At 60.6% G+C, this 18,111-nt stretch carries 13 protein-coding genes; 11 read left to right on the top strand and 2 right to left on the bottom strand.

The features are described 5' to 3' along the window. Nucleotides 1–79: 79 nt before the first annotated feature. The gene (locus B0W55_RS24115; protein ID WP_077048417.1) at nucleotides 80–820 is read right to left on the bottom strand and encodes a ComF family protein; all 741 of its coding nucleotides are present in this window, start codon (nucleotides 818–820) and stop codon (nucleotides 80–82) included. A 109-nt stretch (nucleotides 821–929) separates the two neighbouring features. On the opposite strand from B0W55_RS24115, the gene bioB reads away from it, so the two are divergent. The 7 genes from bioB to B0W55_RS24080 all read left to right on the top strand — a co-directional run bounded on the left by bioB (nucleotide 930) and on the right by B0W55_RS24080 (nucleotide 8,004). Then, nucleotides 930–1,985, top strand: a complete 1,056-nt coding sequence (bioB, locus tag B0W55_RS24110) for a biotin synthase BioB (protein ID WP_077048416.1) — start codon at nucleotides 930–932, stop codon at nucleotides 1,983–1,985. Nucleotides 1,986–2,125: 140 nt separating this feature from the next. Continuing rightward, nucleotides 2,126–3,304, top strand: a complete 1,179-nt coding sequence (gene bioF / locus B0W55_RS24105) for an 8-amino-7-oxononanoate synthase (RefSeq protein ID WP_077048415.1) — start codon at nucleotides 2,126–2,128, stop codon at nucleotides 3,302–3,304. Next, nucleotides 3,297–4,028 (top strand): alpha/beta fold hydrolase, encoded by a 732-nt coding sequence (locus tag B0W55_RS24100; RefSeq protein WP_077048414.1) that lies wholly within the window; start codon nucleotides 3,297–3,299, stop codon nucleotides 4,026–4,028. The genes bioF and B0W55_RS24100 overlap by 8 nt, the downstream gene beginning before the upstream one ends. Further along, nucleotides 4,021–4,839, top strand: a complete 819-nt coding sequence (gene bioC, locus B0W55_RS24095; protein WP_077048413.1) for a malonyl-ACP O-methyltransferase BioC — start codon at nucleotides 4,021–4,023, stop codon at nucleotides 4,837–4,839. Before B0W55_RS24100 ends, bioC begins: the two co-directional genes overlap by 8 nt. Beyond that, nucleotides 4,836–5,516, top strand: coding sequence for a dethiobiotin synthase (gene bioD / locus B0W55_RS24090; protein WP_077048412.1), 681 nt, complete (start codon nucleotides 4,836–4,838; stop codon nucleotides 5,514–5,516). Before bioC ends, bioD begins: the two co-directional genes overlap by 4 nt. A gap of 106 nt (nucleotides 5,517–5,622) precedes the next feature. Further along, nucleotides 5,623–5,919, top strand: coding sequence for a pyrroloquinoline quinone biosynthesis protein PqqE (locus tag B0W55_RS24085; protein ID WP_077048411.1), 297 nt, complete (start codon nucleotides 5,623–5,625; stop codon nucleotides 5,917–5,919). 279 nt (nucleotides 5,920–6,198) lie between these two features. Then, nucleotides 6,199–8,004, top strand: a complete 1,806-nt coding sequence (locus B0W55_RS24080; protein ID WP_077048410.1) for a phenylacyl-CoA dehydrogenase — start codon at nucleotides 6,199–6,201, stop codon at nucleotides 8,002–8,004. Between the two features lie 79 nt (nucleotides 8,005–8,083). Here the strand turns inward: B0W55_RS24080 and B0W55_RS24075 are convergent, their stop codons facing one another. Further along, nucleotides 8,084–9,856 (bottom strand): hypothetical protein, encoded by a 1,773-nt coding sequence (locus B0W55_RS24075; RefSeq protein WP_077048409.1) that lies wholly within the window; start codon nucleotides 9,854–9,856, stop codon nucleotides 8,084–8,086. A 1,130-nt stretch (nucleotides 9,857–10,986) separates the two neighbouring features. Between B0W55_RS24075 and B0W55_RS24070 the strand changes: the two genes are divergently transcribed. From B0W55_RS24070 to B0W55_RS24055, 4 genes are all read left to right on the top strand, one after another. Continuing rightward, a complete protein-coding gene (locus B0W55_RS24070; RefSeq protein ID WP_077048408.1) occupies nucleotides 10,987–13,128 on the top strand; it encodes a cytochrome-c peroxidase in 2,142 nt (713 codons plus the stop codon). Nucleotides 13,129–13,279: 151 nt separating this feature from the next. Further along, entirely contained in the window at nucleotides 13,280–14,572 is a 1,293-nt protein-coding gene (locus B0W55_RS24065) for a GGDEF domain-containing protein (RefSeq protein ID WP_077048407.1), read from the top strand. Nucleotides 14,573–14,658: 86 nt separating this feature from the next. Beyond that, nucleotides 14,659–16,455: an acyl-CoA dehydrogenase C-terminal domain-containing protein gene (locus B0W55_RS24060; RefSeq protein WP_077048406.1), complete on the top strand. Its 1,797-nt coding sequence runs from the start codon at nucleotides 14,659–14,661 to the stop codon at nucleotides 16,453–16,455. A 257-nt stretch (nucleotides 16,456–16,712) separates the two neighbouring features. Next, the coding region (locus tag B0W55_RS24055; protein WP_077048405.1) for an acyl-CoA dehydrogenase family protein at nucleotides 16,713–18,111 on the top strand (1,399 nt) is incomplete at its 3' end.

Here is an 18,111-nt window from a genome sequence, read left to right as displayed (position 1 = left end):
GTGTATCAGTCGCCAGGGATAGCGGATGTGACGACCTCTTCGCGAGCAAGCCCGCTCCCACAAAAGTGGCGTGTTCGGCTCAAGTCGTGTCGCCGGGTTTTGGCGTGCGCGCCAGGCAGTAGACGTCGACCCGTGCGGCGCCTGCGTCCATCAGCAGGCGAGCCAGTGCCTGGGCAGTGGCACCGGTGGTCAGTACGTCGTCCACCAAGGCCAGATGTTGTCCCAGGATCGAAGCACCGGGCGCCAATGCAAAGGCGTTGCACATGTTTTTTCGTCGTTCGCTGGCGTTCAGCGTTTGTTGTGCGCCAGTGTCCTGCGTCCTCAGCAGCAGCCGTTCATCCCAGGGCAAATCAAGCCGTGTGCTGAGCCAGCGCGCGAGCATCGCGGCCTGATTGAACCCCCGCTGGCGCAGGCGTCGGGTGGCCAGCGGCACTGGTACCAGCAGGTCGGGTCGGGGCAAATCATCTGTGAAGCGATGTTGCAGCGCCTGGGCGAGAAGTTCGGCGAGCAGGTGGCCAAACGGCCACTTCGCGCTGTGCTTGAAGCGGGTGATCAGGCTGTCGATCGGAAAGCTGTACGTGAAGGGCGCAACCACCTGTTCAAAGGCCGGTGGTTGTACAAGGCATTGGCCACAGGTCATGCCCGAGCCGGGCAGCGGCAGGGCGCAGCTCTGGCAGTGATCACCCAGCCACGGCAGCTCGGTTTCGCAGGCGATGCACAGGGGAGTGGCGTCATCGGCGGTTTCGTCGCACAGCAAGCAGCTTTGTTCGTTATTTAACCAGTTGTAAACCGGACCTTCGTATCGTGGTTGACAGCGCATCGCTCTTCCTTAAATATGCCGAACATCCGTGTCGCGCCTGTGGTTATTCCCTGACCCAGGCGTTTGCCCAGCATAAAACCTTGCCCTGCTAAAAATAAAGGTAACGCCCATGAGCGCCAGCACCTCTGCAACCCTGCGTCATGACTGGTCTTTGGCCGAAGTCAAAGCACTCTTCGTTCAGCCATTCAACGACCTGTTGTTCCAGGCGCAGACCGTGCACCGCGCGCATTTCGATGCCAACCGCGTCCAGGTATCGACCCTGCTGTCGATCAAGACCGGCGCCTGCCCGGAAGATTGCAAATACTGTCCGCAGTCCGGCCACTACAACACCGGCCTGGAAAAAGAAAAGCTGATGGAAGTGCAGAAGGTCCTCGAAGAGGCCGCCCGCGCCAAGGCCATCGGTTCGACCCGTTTCTGCATGGGCGCGGCGTGGAAGCACCCGTCGGCCAAAGACATGCCGTATGTGCTGAAAATGGTTGAAGGCGTAAAGGCCCTTGGCCTGGAAACCTGCATGACCCTCGGTCGCCTCGACCAGGAGCAGACTGAAGCGCTGGCCAAGGCGGGGCTGGATTACTACAACCACAACCTGGACACCTCACCGGAGTTCTACGGCAGCATCATCACCACCCGCACTTACGCCGAGCGCCTACAAACCCTGGCCTATGTGCGTGATTCTGGGATGAAGATCTGCTCCGGTGGCATCCTCGGCATGGGCGAGTCCCTGGACGACCGCGCCAACCTGCTGATCCAGTTGGCCAACCTGCCGGAGCATCCGGAATCGGTGCCGATCAACATGCTGGTGAAAGTGGCCGGCACGCCACTTGAGAATGCCGAAGACATCGACCCGTTCGATTTCATCCGCATGCTCGCCGTGGCGCGGATCCTGATGCCCCAATCCCACGTGCGCCTGTCCGCCGGCCGCGAAGCCATGAACGAGCAGATGCAGGCCCTGGCGTTCTTCGCCGGCGCCAACTCGATTTTCTACGGCGAAAAACTGCTGACCACCGCCAACCCGCAGGCCGACAAGGACATGCAACTGTTTTCGCGCCTGGGCATCCTGCCCGAAGCCCGCGAAGAGCATGCCGATGAGGTACATCAAGCGGCGATCGAGCAAGCGCTGGTGGAGCAAAAGAGCAGCGAGCAGTTCTACAACGCCGCTGTTTGATCGACGCGAAACCCTGTAGGAGCGAGGCTTGCCCGCGAAGGCGCAATGACATTCATCCTTGATGTCGGATGACCTGACGCCTTCGCGGGCAAGCCCCGCTCCTGCAAGGGGAGTGTTTCCTTTTTGCTCACGAGGCCTGCATGTCTTTTGATCTCGCCGCACGTCTCGCTGCCCGTCGTGCCGAACACCTCTACCGCCAGCGCCCACTGCTCCAAAGCCCCCAGGGCCCCGAAGCGGTGGTCGACGGTCAGCCGTTGCTGGCGTTTTGCAGCAACGACTACCTGGGCCTGGCCAATCATCCGCAGGTGATCGACGCCTGGCGCGCCGGTGCTGCGAAATGGGGTATCGGGGGTGGGGCTTCGCATCTGGTGATCGGCCACAGCACCCCACATCATGAACTGGAAGAAGCCCTCGCCGATCTGACCGGTCGCCCGCGGGCGTTGCTCTTCACCACTGGTTACATGGCCAACCTCGGCGCGGTCACGGCGTTGGTGGGGCAGGGCGATACGGTGCTGGAAGACCGGCTCAACCATGCATCGCTGCTGGATGCCGGTTTGTTGTCCGGCGCCCGCTTCAGTCGCTACCTGCACAACGATGCGGCGAGCCTGGCCAATCGTCTCGAGAAAGCCACGGGCAATACGCTTGTGGTCACCGACGGCGTGTTCAGCATGGACGGTGACCTCGCCGACCTGCCGGCGCTGGCCCGGGAGGCCAAGGCCAAAGGCGCGTGGCTGATGGTCGATGACGCCCACGGTTTTGGTCCGCTGGGCGCCAACGGTGGCGGCATCGTCGAGCACTTCGGTCTCAGTCAGGAAGATGTGCCGGTGTTGGTTGGCACCTTGGGCAAAGCATTCGGTACGGCCGGCGCGTTCGTCGCCGGCAGCGAAGAACTGATCGAGACCCTGATCCAGTTCGCCCGCCCCTACATCTACACCACCAGCCAGCCGCCGGCCCTGGCCTGCGCCACGCTCAAAAGCCTGGAGTTGCTGCGCAGCGAACACTGGCGCCGCGAGCATTTGCAGGCGCTGATCCGCCAGTTCCGCCACGGCGCCGGGCAGATTGGCCTGCAACTGATGGACAGCTTCACGCCCATCCAGCCGATCATGATCGGTGACGCCGGTCGCGCCGTGCGTTTCTCGCAACTGTTGCGCGAGCGCGGGCTGATGGTGACCGCGATCCGTCCGCCCACCGTGCCGGCCGGCAGCGCCCGTTTGCGCGTGACCCTGACCGCCGCCCACAGCGAAGCGCAGGTGCAGCTATTGTTAGAGGGACTGGCCGATTGTTACGAACGACTGGGACCGGAGCCGAGCGATGCGTGATCGACTGATTCTGCTGCCCGGCTGGGGTCTCGGCATATCCCCACTGGAACCGCTGGCGGCTGCCTTGCAAGGTCTGGACGAGCATCTGCGAGTGCAAATCGAGCCCTTGCCGGAGCTGGCATCGAGCGATCCTGAGGAGTGGCTCGATGAACTCGATTCAGCCATCCCCCAGGATGCCTGGCTCGGCGGCTGGTCCCTGGGCGGTATGCTCGCCGCTGAGTTGGCGGCCCGCCGCGGCGATCGATGCTGCGGTTTGCTGACGCTGGCGAGCAACGCGTCTTTCGTCAGCCATGAACAGTGGCCGAGCGCGATGCCGGAGGCGACCTTCGACGCGTTTCTGGCGAGCTGTGCCGCCGAACCGCGCACTACGTTGAAACGCTTTTCGCTGCTGTGCGCACAGGGTGCCGAGGACCCGCGCGGGCTGTCGCGGTTATTGCTGGGCGGTGCGCCGCACAGTGCGGCCCAGGTGTTGCTGAGCGGGCTGCAAGTGCTAGCGCAACTGGACACCCGGCAAGCCTTGCAGGCCTTTCGCGGTCCGCAGTTGCACCTGTTCGCCGGCCTCGACGGCCTGGTGCCCGCCGAAGCGGGCGGGGATTTGTTGACGTTGCTGCCGGATGTCGAGATCGGTCTGATTGAACAGGCCAGCCACGCGTTTCTTCTGGAAGACCCTCACGGAGTGGCGGGTGCGATCCAGGCCTTTTTGCATGAGTGCGGCGATGAATGATTTATCCCTTCCCCTGCCCACACATCCCGGCGGCTTGCCCGACAAGCGCCAGGTAGCGGCGTCCTTTTCCCGAGCGGCGGCAAGCTACGACAGCGTGGCCGAACTGCAACGTGATGTGGGCAGCCAATTGCTCAGTCGCTTGCCGGCTGATTTCGTACCGGGGCGCTGGCTCGACCTGGGCTGCGGCACCGGGCATTTCAGTCGTGCGCTGGCGGAGCGCTTCCCCGAGGGGCAAGGGCTGGCGCTGGACATCGCCGAAGGCATGCTCAACCACGCCCGACCATTGGGCGGCGCCAATCACTTCATCGCGGGCGATGCCGAGCGCCTGCCATTGCGCGATTCGACCTGCGACCTGATCTTCTCCAGCCTGGCGGTGCAGTGGTGCGCGGATTTCGCCTCGGTGCTCAGCGAGGCCCATCGCGTACTCAAGCCTGGCGCAATCTTCGCGTTTGCTAGTCTGTGCGTGGGCACCCTGTTCGAGTTGCGCGACAGCTGGCGCCAGGTCGATGGCATGGTGCACGTCAACCGCTTCCGTGAGTTCGCGCGTTACCAGCAGTTGTGCGCGGCCAGCGGTTTGCAGGCAATCAGTCTGCAAACCCGACCCCATGTGCTGCATTATCAGGATGTGCGCAGCCTGACCCATGAGCTCAAGGCTTTGGGTGCGCACAACCTCAATCCGGGGCGCCCCGGCGGATTGACCGGGCGCGCGCGGATTCTGGGTTTGATCGAGGCTTATGAGCAGTTTCGTCAGGCCCAGGGCCTGCCGGCGACTTATCAAGTGGTGTACGCCGTTTTGGAGAAACCCTTATGAGCGCAGCCTATTTCATCACCGGCACCGACACCGATGTCGGCAAGACCACGGTGGCCACCGGTTTGCTGCATGCCGCGCGGTCGGCGGGCCTGAGCACCGCGGCGGGTAAACCGGTCGCTTCCGGTTGCGACGTCACGCCCAAGGGCCTGCGCAATGCCGATGCGCTGGCGTTGTTGGCCGAATGTTCGCTGCCGCTGACTTATGCACAGGTCAACCCGGTGGCGTTCGAACCGGCCATCGCTCCGCACTTGGCCGCGCGGGAGGCGGGTGTGGCGCTGACGGTGCAGTCACTGCTGGCACCGATGCGGCAAATTCTCGACATGCAGGCCGATTTCACCTTGATCGAAGGGGCGGGTGGCTGGCGAGTTCCTTTGGCCGATCAGGACAATCTGTCAGACCTGGCGATGGCGCTTAAGCTGCCGGTGATTTTGGTAGTCGGCGTGCGCCTGGGTTGCATCAGCCATGCGTTGTTGACCGCTGAAGCGATCGCTCGGGACGGACTGCAACTGGCCGGTTGGGTGGCCAACATCATCGATCCGAAGACCTCGCGTCTGGAAGAGAACCTGGCGACCCTGGCCGAACGAATTCCGGCACCGTGCCTTGGACGAGTTCCCAAACTCAAGGGCGTGACGGCTGAGGCGGTGGCCGAGCATCTGCAACTGGACTTGCTCGATTAAATTCTGCCTATGACAAGGCACTGTGCCATTAGTGTTTTTGACGGGCCTTTACGGTTCAAGTCTGCTTCAATGAGCGTTGTTGATCCTTCACAAGGACGAGCTCTCCATGGAAATCTCAGGAAACACCGCTTTTTATGCCGGTCTGAGCACTATTCAGACAGGGCAGAACCGCGTCGATCAGGCCGCCGGGCAGATTGCCAACAACACCCTCGAGCGTTCGGTGACCAGCCAGTCTTCCGAGGTTCAGGCCGAGCGCCTGCGTTCGGTCGATCGCAGCCAGCAATCGGACGTGACCAGCAACCTGGTGGAAATGGCCCAGGGCAAGTTCCAGGTCGAACTGGGTGCCAAGGTCGCCAAGGCATCCGATGAAGTGCTGGGTACGTTGATCGATACCTTCGCCTGATTTCTACGCTTGTATCGCCTCACTGACGCCGCGAACCTTCGCGGCGTTTTTCTGCGTAAGTCCTTCTCTGCACACTATTCTTTCCTACAGGGCGTGGTGCCTTTGCTCACGCCGTGGCGTCGCCGTGCCCGTTGCATGGCGATCAGGCGAGGACGAACGGCAAAAGATCGACGCTTGACAAGGATTAGGCGTAAACGTATGTTTCAAACAACTGTTTGACCGTCACAACAAATCAACGCGGTCGTTCATTCCCGGTTACATCAGCAGAGGTTTATCGCTATGCCTGACTACAAGGCCCCCTTGCGTGATATTCGCTTCGTTCGTGACGAACTGCTCGGCTACGAAGCGCATTACCAGAGCCTTCCAGCGTGCGCGGACGCAACGCCGGACATGGTTGACGCCATTCTCGAAGAAGGCGCCAAGTTTTGTGAGCAGGTACTGGCGCCGCTGAACCGTGTGGGCGACCTCGAAGGCTGCACCTGGAGCGAATCCGGCGTTAAAACCCCGACCGGTTTCAAAGAGGCCTACAAGCAATTCGTCGAAGGCGGCTGGCCAAGCCTGGCCCACGACGTCGAGCACGGCGGCCAAGGCCTGCCGGAGTCCCTGGGCCTGGCGATCAGCGAAATGGTCGGCGAGTCCAACTGGTCGTGGGGCATGTACCCTGGCCTGTCGCACGGCGCGATGAACACCATCTCCGAGCACGGTACCCCAGAGCAGCAAGAGGCCTACCTGACCAAACTGGTATCGGGCGAGTGGACCGGCACCATGTGCCTGACCGAACCGCACTGCGGCACCGACCTGGGCATGCTGCGCACCAAGGCCGAACCTCAGGCCGATGGTTCCTACAAGGTGTCCGGCACCAAGATTTTCATCTCGGCCGGTGAACACGACATGGCCGACAACATCGTCCACATCGTGCTGGCCCGCCTGCCGGACGCACCGGCCGGCACCAAAGGCATCTCGCTGTTCATCGTGCCCAAGTTCCTGCCGAACGCCGACGGTACGGTCGGTGAGCGTAACGCCGTGTCCTGTGGTTCCCTGGAACACAAGATGGGTATCCACGGCAACGCCACCTGCGTGATGAACTTCGACGCGGCCACCGGTTTCCTGATCGGCCCGGCGAACAAAGGCCTGAACTGCATGTTCACCTTCATGAACACCGCACGCCTGGGTACCGCGCTGCAAGGCCTGGCCCACGCTGAAGTCGGCTTCCAGGGCGGTCTGAAATACGCTCGCGATCGCCTGCAAATGCGCTCGCTGACTGGCCCGAAAGCGCCAGACAAAGCCGCCGACCCGATCATCGTGCACCCGGACGTACGCCGCATGCTGTTGACCATGAAGGCATTCGCCGAAGGCAACCGCGCGATGGTTTACTTCACCGCCAAGCAGGTCGACATCGTCAAATACGGCGTGGACGAAGAAGAGAAGAAGAAGGCCGACGCACTGCTGGCTTTCATGACCCCGATTGCCAAGGCCTTCATGACCGAAGTCGGTTTCGAATCGGCTAACCATGGCGTGCAAATCTACGGCGGCCACGGCTTCATCGCCGAGTGGGGCATGGAGCAGAACGTTCGCGACAGCCGCATTTCGATGCTGTACGAAGGCACCACCGGCATCCAGGCTCTCGACCTGCTGGGCCGTAAAGTGCTGATGACCCAAGGCGAGGCGCTCAAAGGCTTCACCAAGATCGTGCACAAGTTCTGCCAGAGCAACGAAGGCAACGAAGCCGTCCAGGAATTCGTCGCACCGCTGGCTGCGCTGAACAAGGAATGGGGCGAACTGACCATGAAGGTCGGCATGGCCGCCATGAAGGATCGCGAAGAGGTCGGCGCGGCCTCGGTGGACTACCTGATGTACTCCGGTTACGCCTGCCTGGCCTACTTCTGGGCTGACATGGCGCGCCTGGCGGCGGAAAAACTCGCGGCCGGCACCTCTGAAGAGGCGTTCTACACCGCCAAGCTGCAGACCGCGCGCTTCTACTTCCAGCGCATCCTGCCGCGTACCCGCACTCACGTGGCAACCATGCTGTCGGGCGCAAACAACCTGATGGACATGAAAGAAGAAGACTTCGCGCTGGGCTACTAAGCCTTAACGCGGACCTTGAAAAAAACCGCCGCATCCTTCGGGAGCGGCGGTTTTTTTTTGAGCTGTGCTCAGGCCTTTATCACCATGGGGTTGGTTCCAGGGGGCCGACGCCGGTCGGGGTGCTCGCGCCTTCGCCGTTACGTATGAACGGCAGGTGCCAGAAGTCGTTGGGCACCACCGGATCGCCAGGCTTGACGCCTTCCGGAAAGATGAACTCGAACACCGGCGCCACGTACTGCCCGGCCACCAGTCCATTGGCCACGGTCAGCCTACCCGCGTTCTGCAGGCAACTGTCCACACCGGCCTGGGACAGGCTTTGCTGTGGTACGCACAGCGACCGCGCCACCACACGCAAGGTGCGCGTTGGCTGACTCAGGAGCCCGGTGGGTGCCTTGGTCGCCCGAAGCCTGGCGCGCTGTGGCTGAGGACCGGTGTTCTGCGTGGTGATACCGCCCGAGGCACCCAGGCATGTGGTTGCAAGACCCAACCCCGGGTTGCACTCGCCGGTCATCTCAAACGGGGTCACCCAGCGATTGGTTTGTACCCCGGTCGATGGATTGACATCGATCAGATAAATGTCGACCGGCGTCTTGATATCGGTGGTCGAGGCTTCAAGAAAAATACGGTCCTGAGTCTCTTGGGCAGCGCCACCGATGGCTGTTGCCGCCGGGTCGGCCGTACCGACGCCGAATTCTCCGATAGACAGGTAGCTGGGCTGCGAACCCGGTTGAGTGTAAATCCCTACGTTGGCTTCAATCGTGTGTGCCGAGATGAAGTCCGGAAGGCCCGTTGTGGTCGATTTGAACAACGTGCCCGAGTAACTGATGAAATCGCCGACTTCGAACGGTGCCTGTTGCATCGGATCCGGATCCGTTGCCGTGCGTGATGCGTCGCTGAATCTTTTCATGACGAATTGGCTGCAATAGGTCTGGCCCGTCGCCGGTGGGGAAAGCTCTCCGCTGGCCGGAGGCGTTACACCTGCCTGGCTGAAGTTGCGGCAGTTGTTGGTGGTGGTCGGCGTGACCGCTTTTGGCCGGTTTTTCTGCGGGCACAGGGCATCATCCCCGGAGATCGTGCGGGGCACACACATCGGGTAACCGGTGGCGGCGTGGATCGTGGGGTTGGCATCGTCGACGGAAAAACGCGGGTCAGGGCTTTGAGGTCGGCCAAAACGCCCATTCGGGTCGTTGATCTGGATGATCGTAGGTTGCAGCGGGTTACCGCTGTCGACCTCGATGTTGCCGTTGGTGTAGTCGATCCGGGTAATGACGCCACTCCCGGCGTTCGCTGATTGCTGAGAGACAAAAATCAGCCCGGCAATTTGTTTGTTGGAGACGGTGTTGCCCACCACGTGGACCTCGAATGACGGATATGACCCCGCCCCCTTATTCAGTGCCAGCGAACCGCCCCTGACGAAATCGGCCCAGGTCAGGGTATTGGCCGGCATCTGCATAACGGTGTTGCAAGGTACGGTAATAGTGATGCCGTTGAGTTGAACGGTGCCCCCGAAACGGCCGGGGTCGGTAGTGCCAGGGCAATTGGCGTTGGTGGGATCGAGCGTCATGTTCTGGATGAAGCCTGTCATGTCAAACCCATGAATCGCCGTCGGGTTTGTAAAGACCGGATCGGGCAGGTTGGGGGTGGTGAAGGGCGAGGTGGTGCCCGGGACAGGCTTGGCAGTCCCGCCACCCCCACCCCCTGCTCCGTTTTTGGCAAATGCATCGGCACCGCCCAAGACCAGTGCGGCGGCGACGGCACTGGCGAGTAGCGCTTGGCGACCGAACATGCCAAGGCGTCGCTTGTTGGGCAACAGTGGTATGGCGAGCGTTTTTTCGTAAAAAGATAAGCTCATGGCTCTCTCCAGGATCTTGCAGGACCAGTTGCCGGCCAATCGAATCGCAGATCTTCTGATGCGCTGAATCCTGCGCAAGAAAACGCAAAGCTGTGAGGGTCGTGGGGCTCGATCCATCCGGTCATGTGCCTGTGTACGGGCGGCACTAGCCGTTCGGATGCTTCACCTGCGTTGCGTCGGCCGGTTACGGATGCAATCGCGAGAGACATTTCCTTGAGCCTGAAGCGCTCAAAGCAGTTGTCATGCCTGTATTGAAACAATTAGACACAATTAACCGCCAGGCCGCATGGAGTAAGGGCTGCGTAGCCAACAGACAGTTTCATGCACGACGCTGTCGAATCAACAGCCACCAACATAGGGGGGGATATATACCCAAGTTTGGGAGTGTTCACCGTTTAAGTTCAGATGATTGACGAGGAGTTTCGGCTGAAAGTACTAAATGAGAAAGGTTTTCTATATGTACTCCGGGCGGAGTTACATTGCAAGAGACGTATTAAGTAATTAATTATAAAGTTCGGGTGCTAAATAAAATCCATAGCTCGCGCAGTGCAAAGTGTGCACGCACGGATTTTTAGTGTTGTATTAAGTGTTTTCTCCCTGGTGTTCTAGCTTGAAGGTCTGGAAACTGTTTTAAGTTCCATGATGCATGAGATAGCAATTGCTTTGCCAAGTTTGATCATGGACGTTTTTTTGAGTTTTATGTCTTTTAAATCAATAAATTATGAAGAGCCTCGGTTGCCGTTGATATTGGCTTTTTAGAGTTTTAACCCAATGATGGGTAACGGTTACCCAGTTTTGGTGGGGGAAGAAGCCTATGTTTAGAGATGCTGGAAGTTGCATTTGAAATGCATTTTTAATTAGGTGGGGTGAGATAAAAATATTGTTATTTTTTGATGCTGAAATCTTTTGTAACAGCTAGAGTTGGGTTAAGCCCGCCCGACGGTGCGAAAGACCCATGTCTTAAACAAGCCTGAGCCAAGAGAGTACTTTGCCATTCAAGCTTTGCCTTGCTCGTGTCATTTGAAGTTGTGGCTGCTCGCGCAAGCAATGGGGTTTACGGCAATGAGTTCATCTCGCAACAGGATAATTACGGAGCTTGGCTACTCCGTACCGAATCGAGAAATGCCATCATGGTTAAGTACTTGAGCCACTTTCGAACTCCTCGTTTTGCCTGTGCGATAACCAGCGCTCTGGTTGTTATCGGTCTACCGATGGTGAGTGCCTGGGCAGCTGATCCAATCGCCACCGTTCCGTCCGTACCGGACGTACCCAGCCTGCAATCGTTGCATGGGCTGGTTCCGCCCGATCCGTCGGGTACGGAGGGCGGGCGCAAGGTCGATCTGATGACGGACTACGTGCTCAACCGCTCGGCGGCAATTCTGCTGGGCAAGGCGCTGTTCTGGGACATGGAGGTCGGCAGCGACGGTTCCACCGCGTGTGCGTCCTGCCACTACCATGCGGGTGTCGACCACCGCACCACCAACCAGATCAACCCCGGTCAGGCAAACACCAACGCAAACGTCTCGTCGATCTTCAACAAGCCGTTCACCGCCGCAGACATTCCCGGCGACGTGCCGAGCTACACCACCAGGTCCGGCGGCAAGGGCGGCCCGAACTACCTGCTGAAGAAGGGCGACTTTCCGACCCATGTGCTGGCTGATCCAATGGATCGCAATTCGGCAATTGTCTATTCGAGCGATGATGTGATCGGTTCCCAAGGGGTATTCGACGCCAACTTCGTCAAACCTCATCAGGCGCGTTTCGATAAGTGCATTCAGCAGCCGGACGGCATTTTCCAGGTGGGCGGCATCAACGTTCGCCGCAGTACCGGGCGCAACGCCCCCACAGTGATCAACGCGGCGTTCAACGTGCGTAACTTCTGGGATGGGCGGGCCAACAATATTTTCAACGGATTCTCGCCATTCGGTAATCGCGACCCTGACGCCGGGATTTTCGTGACCACCGACCGCAGCGGGGTGGCGACCAAAGTCAGGTTGGCACTCAAAGATGCTTCCGCCGCCTCGCAAGCGGTAGGCCCGCCCGGTAGCCCGGTGGAAATGTCTTGCGGGGGACGGACTTTCGCCGACATTGGCCGACGCATGCTCGACACCTTGATGCTCAAGCAACAGCGGATCTCGTCCACCGATTCGGTACTCGGACCTGTGTCCGGCGCCCGTCGGCCGACTTACCGGGAACTGATCAAAAACGCCTTCCAGCCGCGCCTGTGGAACGCCACGCAACAGGTCTCCCTGGGCGGCGCGCCATACACTCAGATGGAGGCGAACTTCCCGCTGTTCTTCGGGCTGGCGATTCAGATGTATGAGTCCACGCTGATCTCGGACCAGGCGCCGCTGGATGCCTATTTGCAGGGCGACCATACGGCCATGAACGACCAGCAGGTCCAGGGCATGAATCTGTTCCTGGGCAAAGGCAAATGCGTCAGTTGCCACGGCGGCGCCGAGTTGACCAACGCCGGCAGCCGCTTGCTGTTCCATCCCCGGGAGCGTATCGAACGCATGGTCATGGCCGATAACCTGACCACGCTGTATGACAACGGTTTCTACAACACCGGGGTTCGCCCAACGTCGGAAGACCTGGCGCTCGGCGGCTCCGATGCCTGGGGCAATCCGTTGTCCTTCACCCGTGAGTACAACACCGTACTTCAGGGCGGTCAGGTTCCGGACCCGTTGGACGTTGACGTGTGCACGTTCGAGGTGCCATTGAGCTCAGCGATTCCCTGTGATGCGACGCTCAAGCCCAATGTCGGTTTCCGCGATGCAGTCGATGGCGCCTTCAAGACACCGACGCTGCGCAACATCGCGTTGACCGGACCGTATTTCCACAACGGCAGTCGCGCAACGTTGCAACAGGTCATGGAGTTCTACAACCGCGGCGGGGACCGGCGTGGCGAAGATGCCAGCAACACCAGCGGATTCGAGCACCCGGCGGTCAATCAGCACAACGGCTCCAATCTTGATCCGGACATGACCCGACTGAACCTCACCCCGGAGGAAGTGGATGCGCTGGTCAAGTTCATGGAAGTCGGCCTCACCGACCCTCGGGTTGCCTGGGAGCGGGCACCGTTTGACCATCCGTCGCTGGTGCTGCCGCAGGGTGCAAAAGGTGATGAAAACTCTGTCGGGCAAAAGCCGGCCAGTCCGAAGATCACTACCCGTCAGGCACAGGACGCCGAATTCCAGCTCAAGCCAATCGGTGCCGAAGGTCGCCCGGCGCTGGAAGGGCCGCTGACGCCATTCAATAACGATCTGTAGCCGTCATTTCCCTTGCGTCACTGGCGGCCGATGGTCGCCAGTGACGATCTTTTAGCGATACCGCAGTATTTCACTCAGCAAATCGGGGTTCCTGCCGTTACAGTGATGGGCACAATGCCATCAATTGCTATGACGGTCGGAGCTTTTACCCTTGCCGCGTTCTTCCGCTGTACGTTTCAGTCATTTCCTACCGTCATTGCTGCTATTGCTGGCGGGGCTTGCCGCTGCATACGTCAAGGACCTGAACGTCTTCTTCACTTCTCTGTTCAACGTATTGCCCACTCTGGTCCTGCTGCTGGGCGGTGCGTACTGCGCGGTTTACCGACGTCAGCGCGAACTGTTTCTGATGGTCACGGTGTACATCGCCTACTTTCTGCTCGACACCCAGACCGACTACTACCGCGACAACGGCAAGGTGCGCGACGACGCCGCGGTGGTGTTTCATTTGTGTTGCCTGCTGTTGCCGCTGCTATTCGGTGTGTTCGCGGCCTGGCAGGAGCGAACGCACCTGTTCCAGGACATGGTGGCGCGTTTCGCCGTGTTGCTGGCGGTGGGCAGCGTGGCGTTGGGGCTTGAGCAGAGTTATCCCCAGGCGTTGCTGATGTGGCTGTCGGAAATTCGCTGGCCGGCGTTGCACGGCGCCTGGATGAGCCTGATCCAGCTGTCGTACCCGGTGTTCATCGCCTCGTTCGTGTTGCTGGCCTGGCAGTACTGGCGCCACCCGCGACCGCTGCACGCTGCGCAGTTGGTGGGTTTGCTCGGGCTGTTCTGGATGTTGCCCAAAACCTTCATCCTGCCGTTCACCCTGAACATCATGTGCAGCCAGGTGATGTTGATGATCGCCGCAGCCGTTGCCCATGAGGCTTATCAGATGGCTTTTCGCGACGAGCTCACCGGGCTGCCGGGTCGCCGTGCCCTCAATGAACGCATGCAGCGCCTGGGCCGCAACTATGTGCTGGCCATGAGCGACGTCGACCACTTCAAGAAATTCAACGACACCCACGGCCACGACGTCGGGGACCAGGTGTTGCGCCTGGTGGCCAGCAAGTTGTCGAAAATCGGTGGCGGCGGTAAGGCCTACCGCTACGGGGGCGAGGAATTTGCCTTGGTGTTCGCCGGCAAGACCCTCGAGGAGTGCATGCCGCATCTGGAAGTGATCCGCGAGTCCATCGCCACCTACAACATCCATCTGCGCAATCAGGACAGCCGTCCCCAGGACGATAGCCAGGGCCGTCAGCGCCGCTCCGGCTCCGCTGCATCGAGCGTGTCGGTGACCGTCAGCATCGGCGTGGCCGAGCGGGTCGAGCAACGCAACCCCGAAGCCGTGCTCAAGTCCGCTGACCAGGCACTCTACGCGGCCAAGGGCGCGGGGCGTAACTGCGTGATGGCGTTCGGGCAGAACCGTCGCGGCGCGGTACGCATGGATGCCGCTACGGCTGAGTGATGATGGCGCATTCAGCGTCTGGACTGTGATTGTGGGGCGTGGTCGACGGCAGTAGGTTGGAAAAATCTGCTCACGGAGGAATCACCATGCCCGAGTACAAAGCTCCCCTGCGCGACATGCGCTTTCTGATCGACCACGTCTTTGACTTTCACAGCAATTACGCCGCCCTGGGGGCCAGTGACGCCAGCCCGGACATGATCAATGCGATCCTCGAGGAAGGCGCGAAATTCTGTGAGAACGTGCTATCGCCGCTCAACCGCAGCGGCGACGAAGAAGGCTGCCATTTCGCCAATGGCGTGGTGACCACGCCGGCAGGCTTCAAGCAGGCGTTCGCGCAATATGTGGAGGCAGGCTGGCATGGCCTGGCGGCCGATCCCGCTTACGGCGGCCAGGGCCTGCCGAGCTCCCTGGGCCTGGTCATCAGCGAGATGGTGGCCTCCAGCAACACGTCCTGGGGCATGTACCCCGGTCTGACCCACGGCGCCATGTCGGCCATCCACGCCCACGGCACCGAGGCGCAGAAACAGACCTACCTGAACAAGCTCACCGCCGGCCAGTGGACCGGCACCATGTGCCTGACCGAAGCCCATTGCGGCACTGACCTTGGCATCATCAAGACCCGCGCCGTGCCCCAGGCCGATGGCAGTTACGCGATCACCGGCAGCAAGATTTTCATCTCCGCCGGCGAGCACGACATGAGCGACAACATCATCCACCTGGTGCTGGCGAAACTGCCGGATGCGCCGGCCGGCACCAAGGGCATCTCGCTGTTTATCGTGCCCAAGTTCCTGCCCGATGCTGCGGGTGAAGCCGGGGCACGCAATGGCGTGTCCTGCGGTTCCATCGAACACAAGATGGGCATCAAGGCCTCAGCCACCTGCGTGCTGAATTTCGACGGGGCCACGGGGTTCCTGATCGGCGAGGCGAACAAGGGCCTGAACTGCATGTTCACCATGATGAACCACGCGCGGCTGGGCACCGGCATGCAGGGCTTGTGTCTGGGTGAGGCGAGTTTCCAGGGCGCGATCAAGTACGCCAACGAGCGCTTGCAGATGCGCGCGCTGACCGGGCCGAAAGCGCCGGAAAAGGCCGCCGACCCGATCATCGTTCACCCCGACGTGCGCCGCATGTTGCTGACCATGAAAGCCTTCAATGAGGGCAATCGTGCGCTGACGTATTTCACCGCGCAGTTGTTGGATGTCGCGCACCTGAGTGCGGATGAAGCGGCGCGCCGGGATGCCGAAGACTTGTTGGCGTTCCTCACGCCGATCTGCAAAGCCTTCATGACCGACACCGGCCTGGAGGTGACCAACCACGGCATGCAGGTGTTCGGCGGCCATGGCTTCATTCGTGAGTGGGGCATGGAGCAATTGGTTCGCGATTGCCGTATCGCGCCGATCTATGAGGGCACCAATGGTATTCAGGCGCTGGATTTGCTGGGGCGCAAAGTGCTGGGCAGCCAGGGCAAGCTGTTGCGCGGCTTTACCAAAATCGTTCACAAGTTCTGCCTGGCGAACGCCGGCCATCCGCAATTGGCTCCCTATGTGGCGCAACTCAGCGAGTTGAATCGGCAATGGGGTGAGCTGACGACCCATGTGGGCATGGCGGCGATGAAAAACCCGGACGAAGTCGGCGCCGCATCGGTGGATTACCTGATGTACAGCGGCTACATCATCCTCGGGTACCTGTGGTTGCGCATGGCTGTGGTGGCGCAGGCCCAGTTGGAGGATGGCAGTGGCGACGCCGATTTCTGCCGGGGCAAACTGGCGACCAGCGAGTTCTACTTCAAACGACTGCTGCCACGCACGAGCGCCCATCGCGCGGCCATCGAGGCGGGAAGTGAGTGTTTGATGCAATTGCCGGCGCAGTTGTTTGCGCTCTGACCTGTTCATCTGTAGGAGCGAGCTTGCTCGCGATGGGCGTCAACGATGACGCGTGAAGCCTGATGGCCCGCGGTGTGCTCAGGTTCATCGCGAGCATGCTCGCTCCTACAGGTTTGTTTACCTCGCCATTTCAATGACTAAAAATTACAAAACAGTCATGTGCTGACCCTATGTGTCGCAAAAGTTGTTGGGTTACACTCGGACACATCGAAAACCCTTCCCACGAATCACCTGTATTAGATCTTGCGAGGTTTGCCATGGCTGACTACAAAGCGCCCCTGCGCGATATGCGCTTCGTCCTCAATGAAGTGTTCGAAGTCGCCAAACTCTGGGCCGAGCTGCCGGCGTTGGCTGAAACCGTGGATGCCGAAACGGTCGAAGCCATTCTCGAGGAGGCCGGCAAGGTCACCAGCAAGAGCATCGCGCCGCTCAGCCGTGGGGCTGACGAAGAAGGTTGCCACTGGGCCGACGGTGCCGTCACCACCCCGGCCGGTTTCCCACAGGCCTATCGGACTTATGCCGAAGGCGGATGGGTTGGCGTCGGCGGTGATCCGACGTACGGCGGCATGGGCATGCCCAAGGCGGTGTCGGCCCAGGTCGAAGAGATGGTCAACTCCGCCAGCCTGTCCTTCGGTCTGTACCCGATGCTGACCGCCGGCGCCTGCCTGTCGATCAACAACCACGCCAGCGAAGAGCTGAAGGCCGCGTACCTGCCGAACATGTACGCCGGTATCTGGGCCGGCTCCATGTGCCTGACCGAGCCGCACGCCGGCACCGACCTGGGCATCATCCGCACCAAGGCCGAGCCTCAGGCCGATGGTTCCTACAAGGTCAGCGGGACCAAGATTTTCATCACCGGCGGTGAGCACGACCTGACCGAAAACATCATTCACCTGGTACTGGCCAAGCTGCCGGACGCACCGGCGGGGCCCAAAGGCATTTCGCTGTTCCTGGTGCCCAAGTTCATGGTCAATGCCGACGGCAGCCTGGGCGCGCGTAACGCGGCCAATTGCGGTTCGATCGAACACAAGATGGGCATTCAGGCGTCCGCGACCTGTGTGATGAACTTCGACGAAGCCGTGGGTTACTTGGTCGGCGAGCCGAACAAAGGCCTGGCGGCGATGTTCACCATGATGAACTACGAGCGTCTGGGCGTAGGTATCCAGGGCCTGGCCACCGGCGAGCGCTCGTATCAGAACGCCATCGAGTACGCCCGTGATCGTCTGCAAAGCCGCTCCCCGACCGGCGCGCAGAACAAGGACAAAGTGGCCGACCCGATCATCGTCCACCCGGACGTGCGTCGCATGCTGCTGACCATGAAAGCCTCGAACGAAGGTGGCCGTGCGTTTTCCACCTACGTGGCCATGCAACTGGACACCGCCAAGTTCAGCGAAGATGCCGCCACCCGCAAGCGTGCGGAAGACTTGGTGGCGCTGCTGACACCTGTTGCCAAGGCCTTCCTGACCGATCTCGGTCTGGAAACCACCGTCCACGGTCAGCAGGTTTTCGGCGGCCACGGCTACATTCGTGAGTGGGGCCAGGAGCAGCTGGTGCGTGATGTGCGCATCACCCAGATCTACGAAGGCACCAACGGCATTCAGGCGCTGGACCTGGTGGGGCGCAAGATCGTCGGCAGCGGCGGGGCGTTCTATAACC

The organism is Pseudomonas sp. KK4, from assembly GCF_001984065.1.
GTDB lineage: Bacteria > Pseudomonadota > Gammaproteobacteria > Pseudomonadales > Pseudomonadaceae > Aquipseudomonas.
This window is presented reverse-complemented; position numbering and strand designations above follow the sequence as displayed.

Excerpts from the sequence above, each read along its gene's own strand:
- B0W55_RS24060 (WP_077048406.1), top strand. The coding sequence starts at position 14,659 with ATGCCCGAGTACAAAGCTCCCCTGCGCGACATGCGCTTTCTGATCGAC.
- bioD (WP_077048412.1), top strand. The coding sequence starts at position 4,836 with ATGAGCGCAGCCTATTTCATCACCGGCACCGACACCGATGTCGGCAAG.
- bioB (WP_077048416.1), top strand. The coding sequence starts at position 930 with ATGAGCGCCAGCACCTCTGCAACCCTGCGTCATGACTGGTCTTTGGCC.
- B0W55_RS24080 (WP_077048410.1), top strand. The coding sequence starts at position 6,199 with ATGCCTGACTACAAGGCCCCCTTGCGTGATATTCGCTTCGTTCGTGAC.
- B0W55_RS24085 (WP_077048411.1), top strand. The coding sequence starts at position 5,623 with ATGGAAATCTCAGGAAACACCGCTTTTTATGCCGGTCTGAGCACTATT.
- B0W55_RS24100 (WP_077048414.1), top strand. The coding sequence starts at position 3,297 with ATGCGTGATCGACTGATTCTGCTGCCCGGCTGGGGTCTCGGCATATCC.
- B0W55_RS24070 (WP_077048408.1), top strand. The coding sequence starts at position 10,987 with ATGGTTAAGTACTTGAGCCACTTTCGAACTCCTCGTTTTGCCTGTGCG.
- bioF (WP_077048415.1), top strand. The coding sequence starts at position 2,126 with ATGTCTTTTGATCTCGCCGCACGTCTCGCTGCCCGTCGTGCCGAACAC.
- B0W55_RS24075 (WP_077048409.1), bottom strand. The coding sequence starts at position 9,856 with ATGAGCTTATCTTTTTACGAAAAAACGCTCGCCATACCACTGTTGCCC.
- bioC (WP_077048413.1), top strand. The coding sequence starts at position 4,021 with ATGAATGATTTATCCCTTCCCCTGCCCACACATCCCGGCGGCTTGCCC.
- B0W55_RS24115 (WP_077048417.1), bottom strand. The coding sequence starts at position 820 with ATGCGCTGTCAACCACGATACGAAGGTCCGGTTTACAACTGGTTAAAT.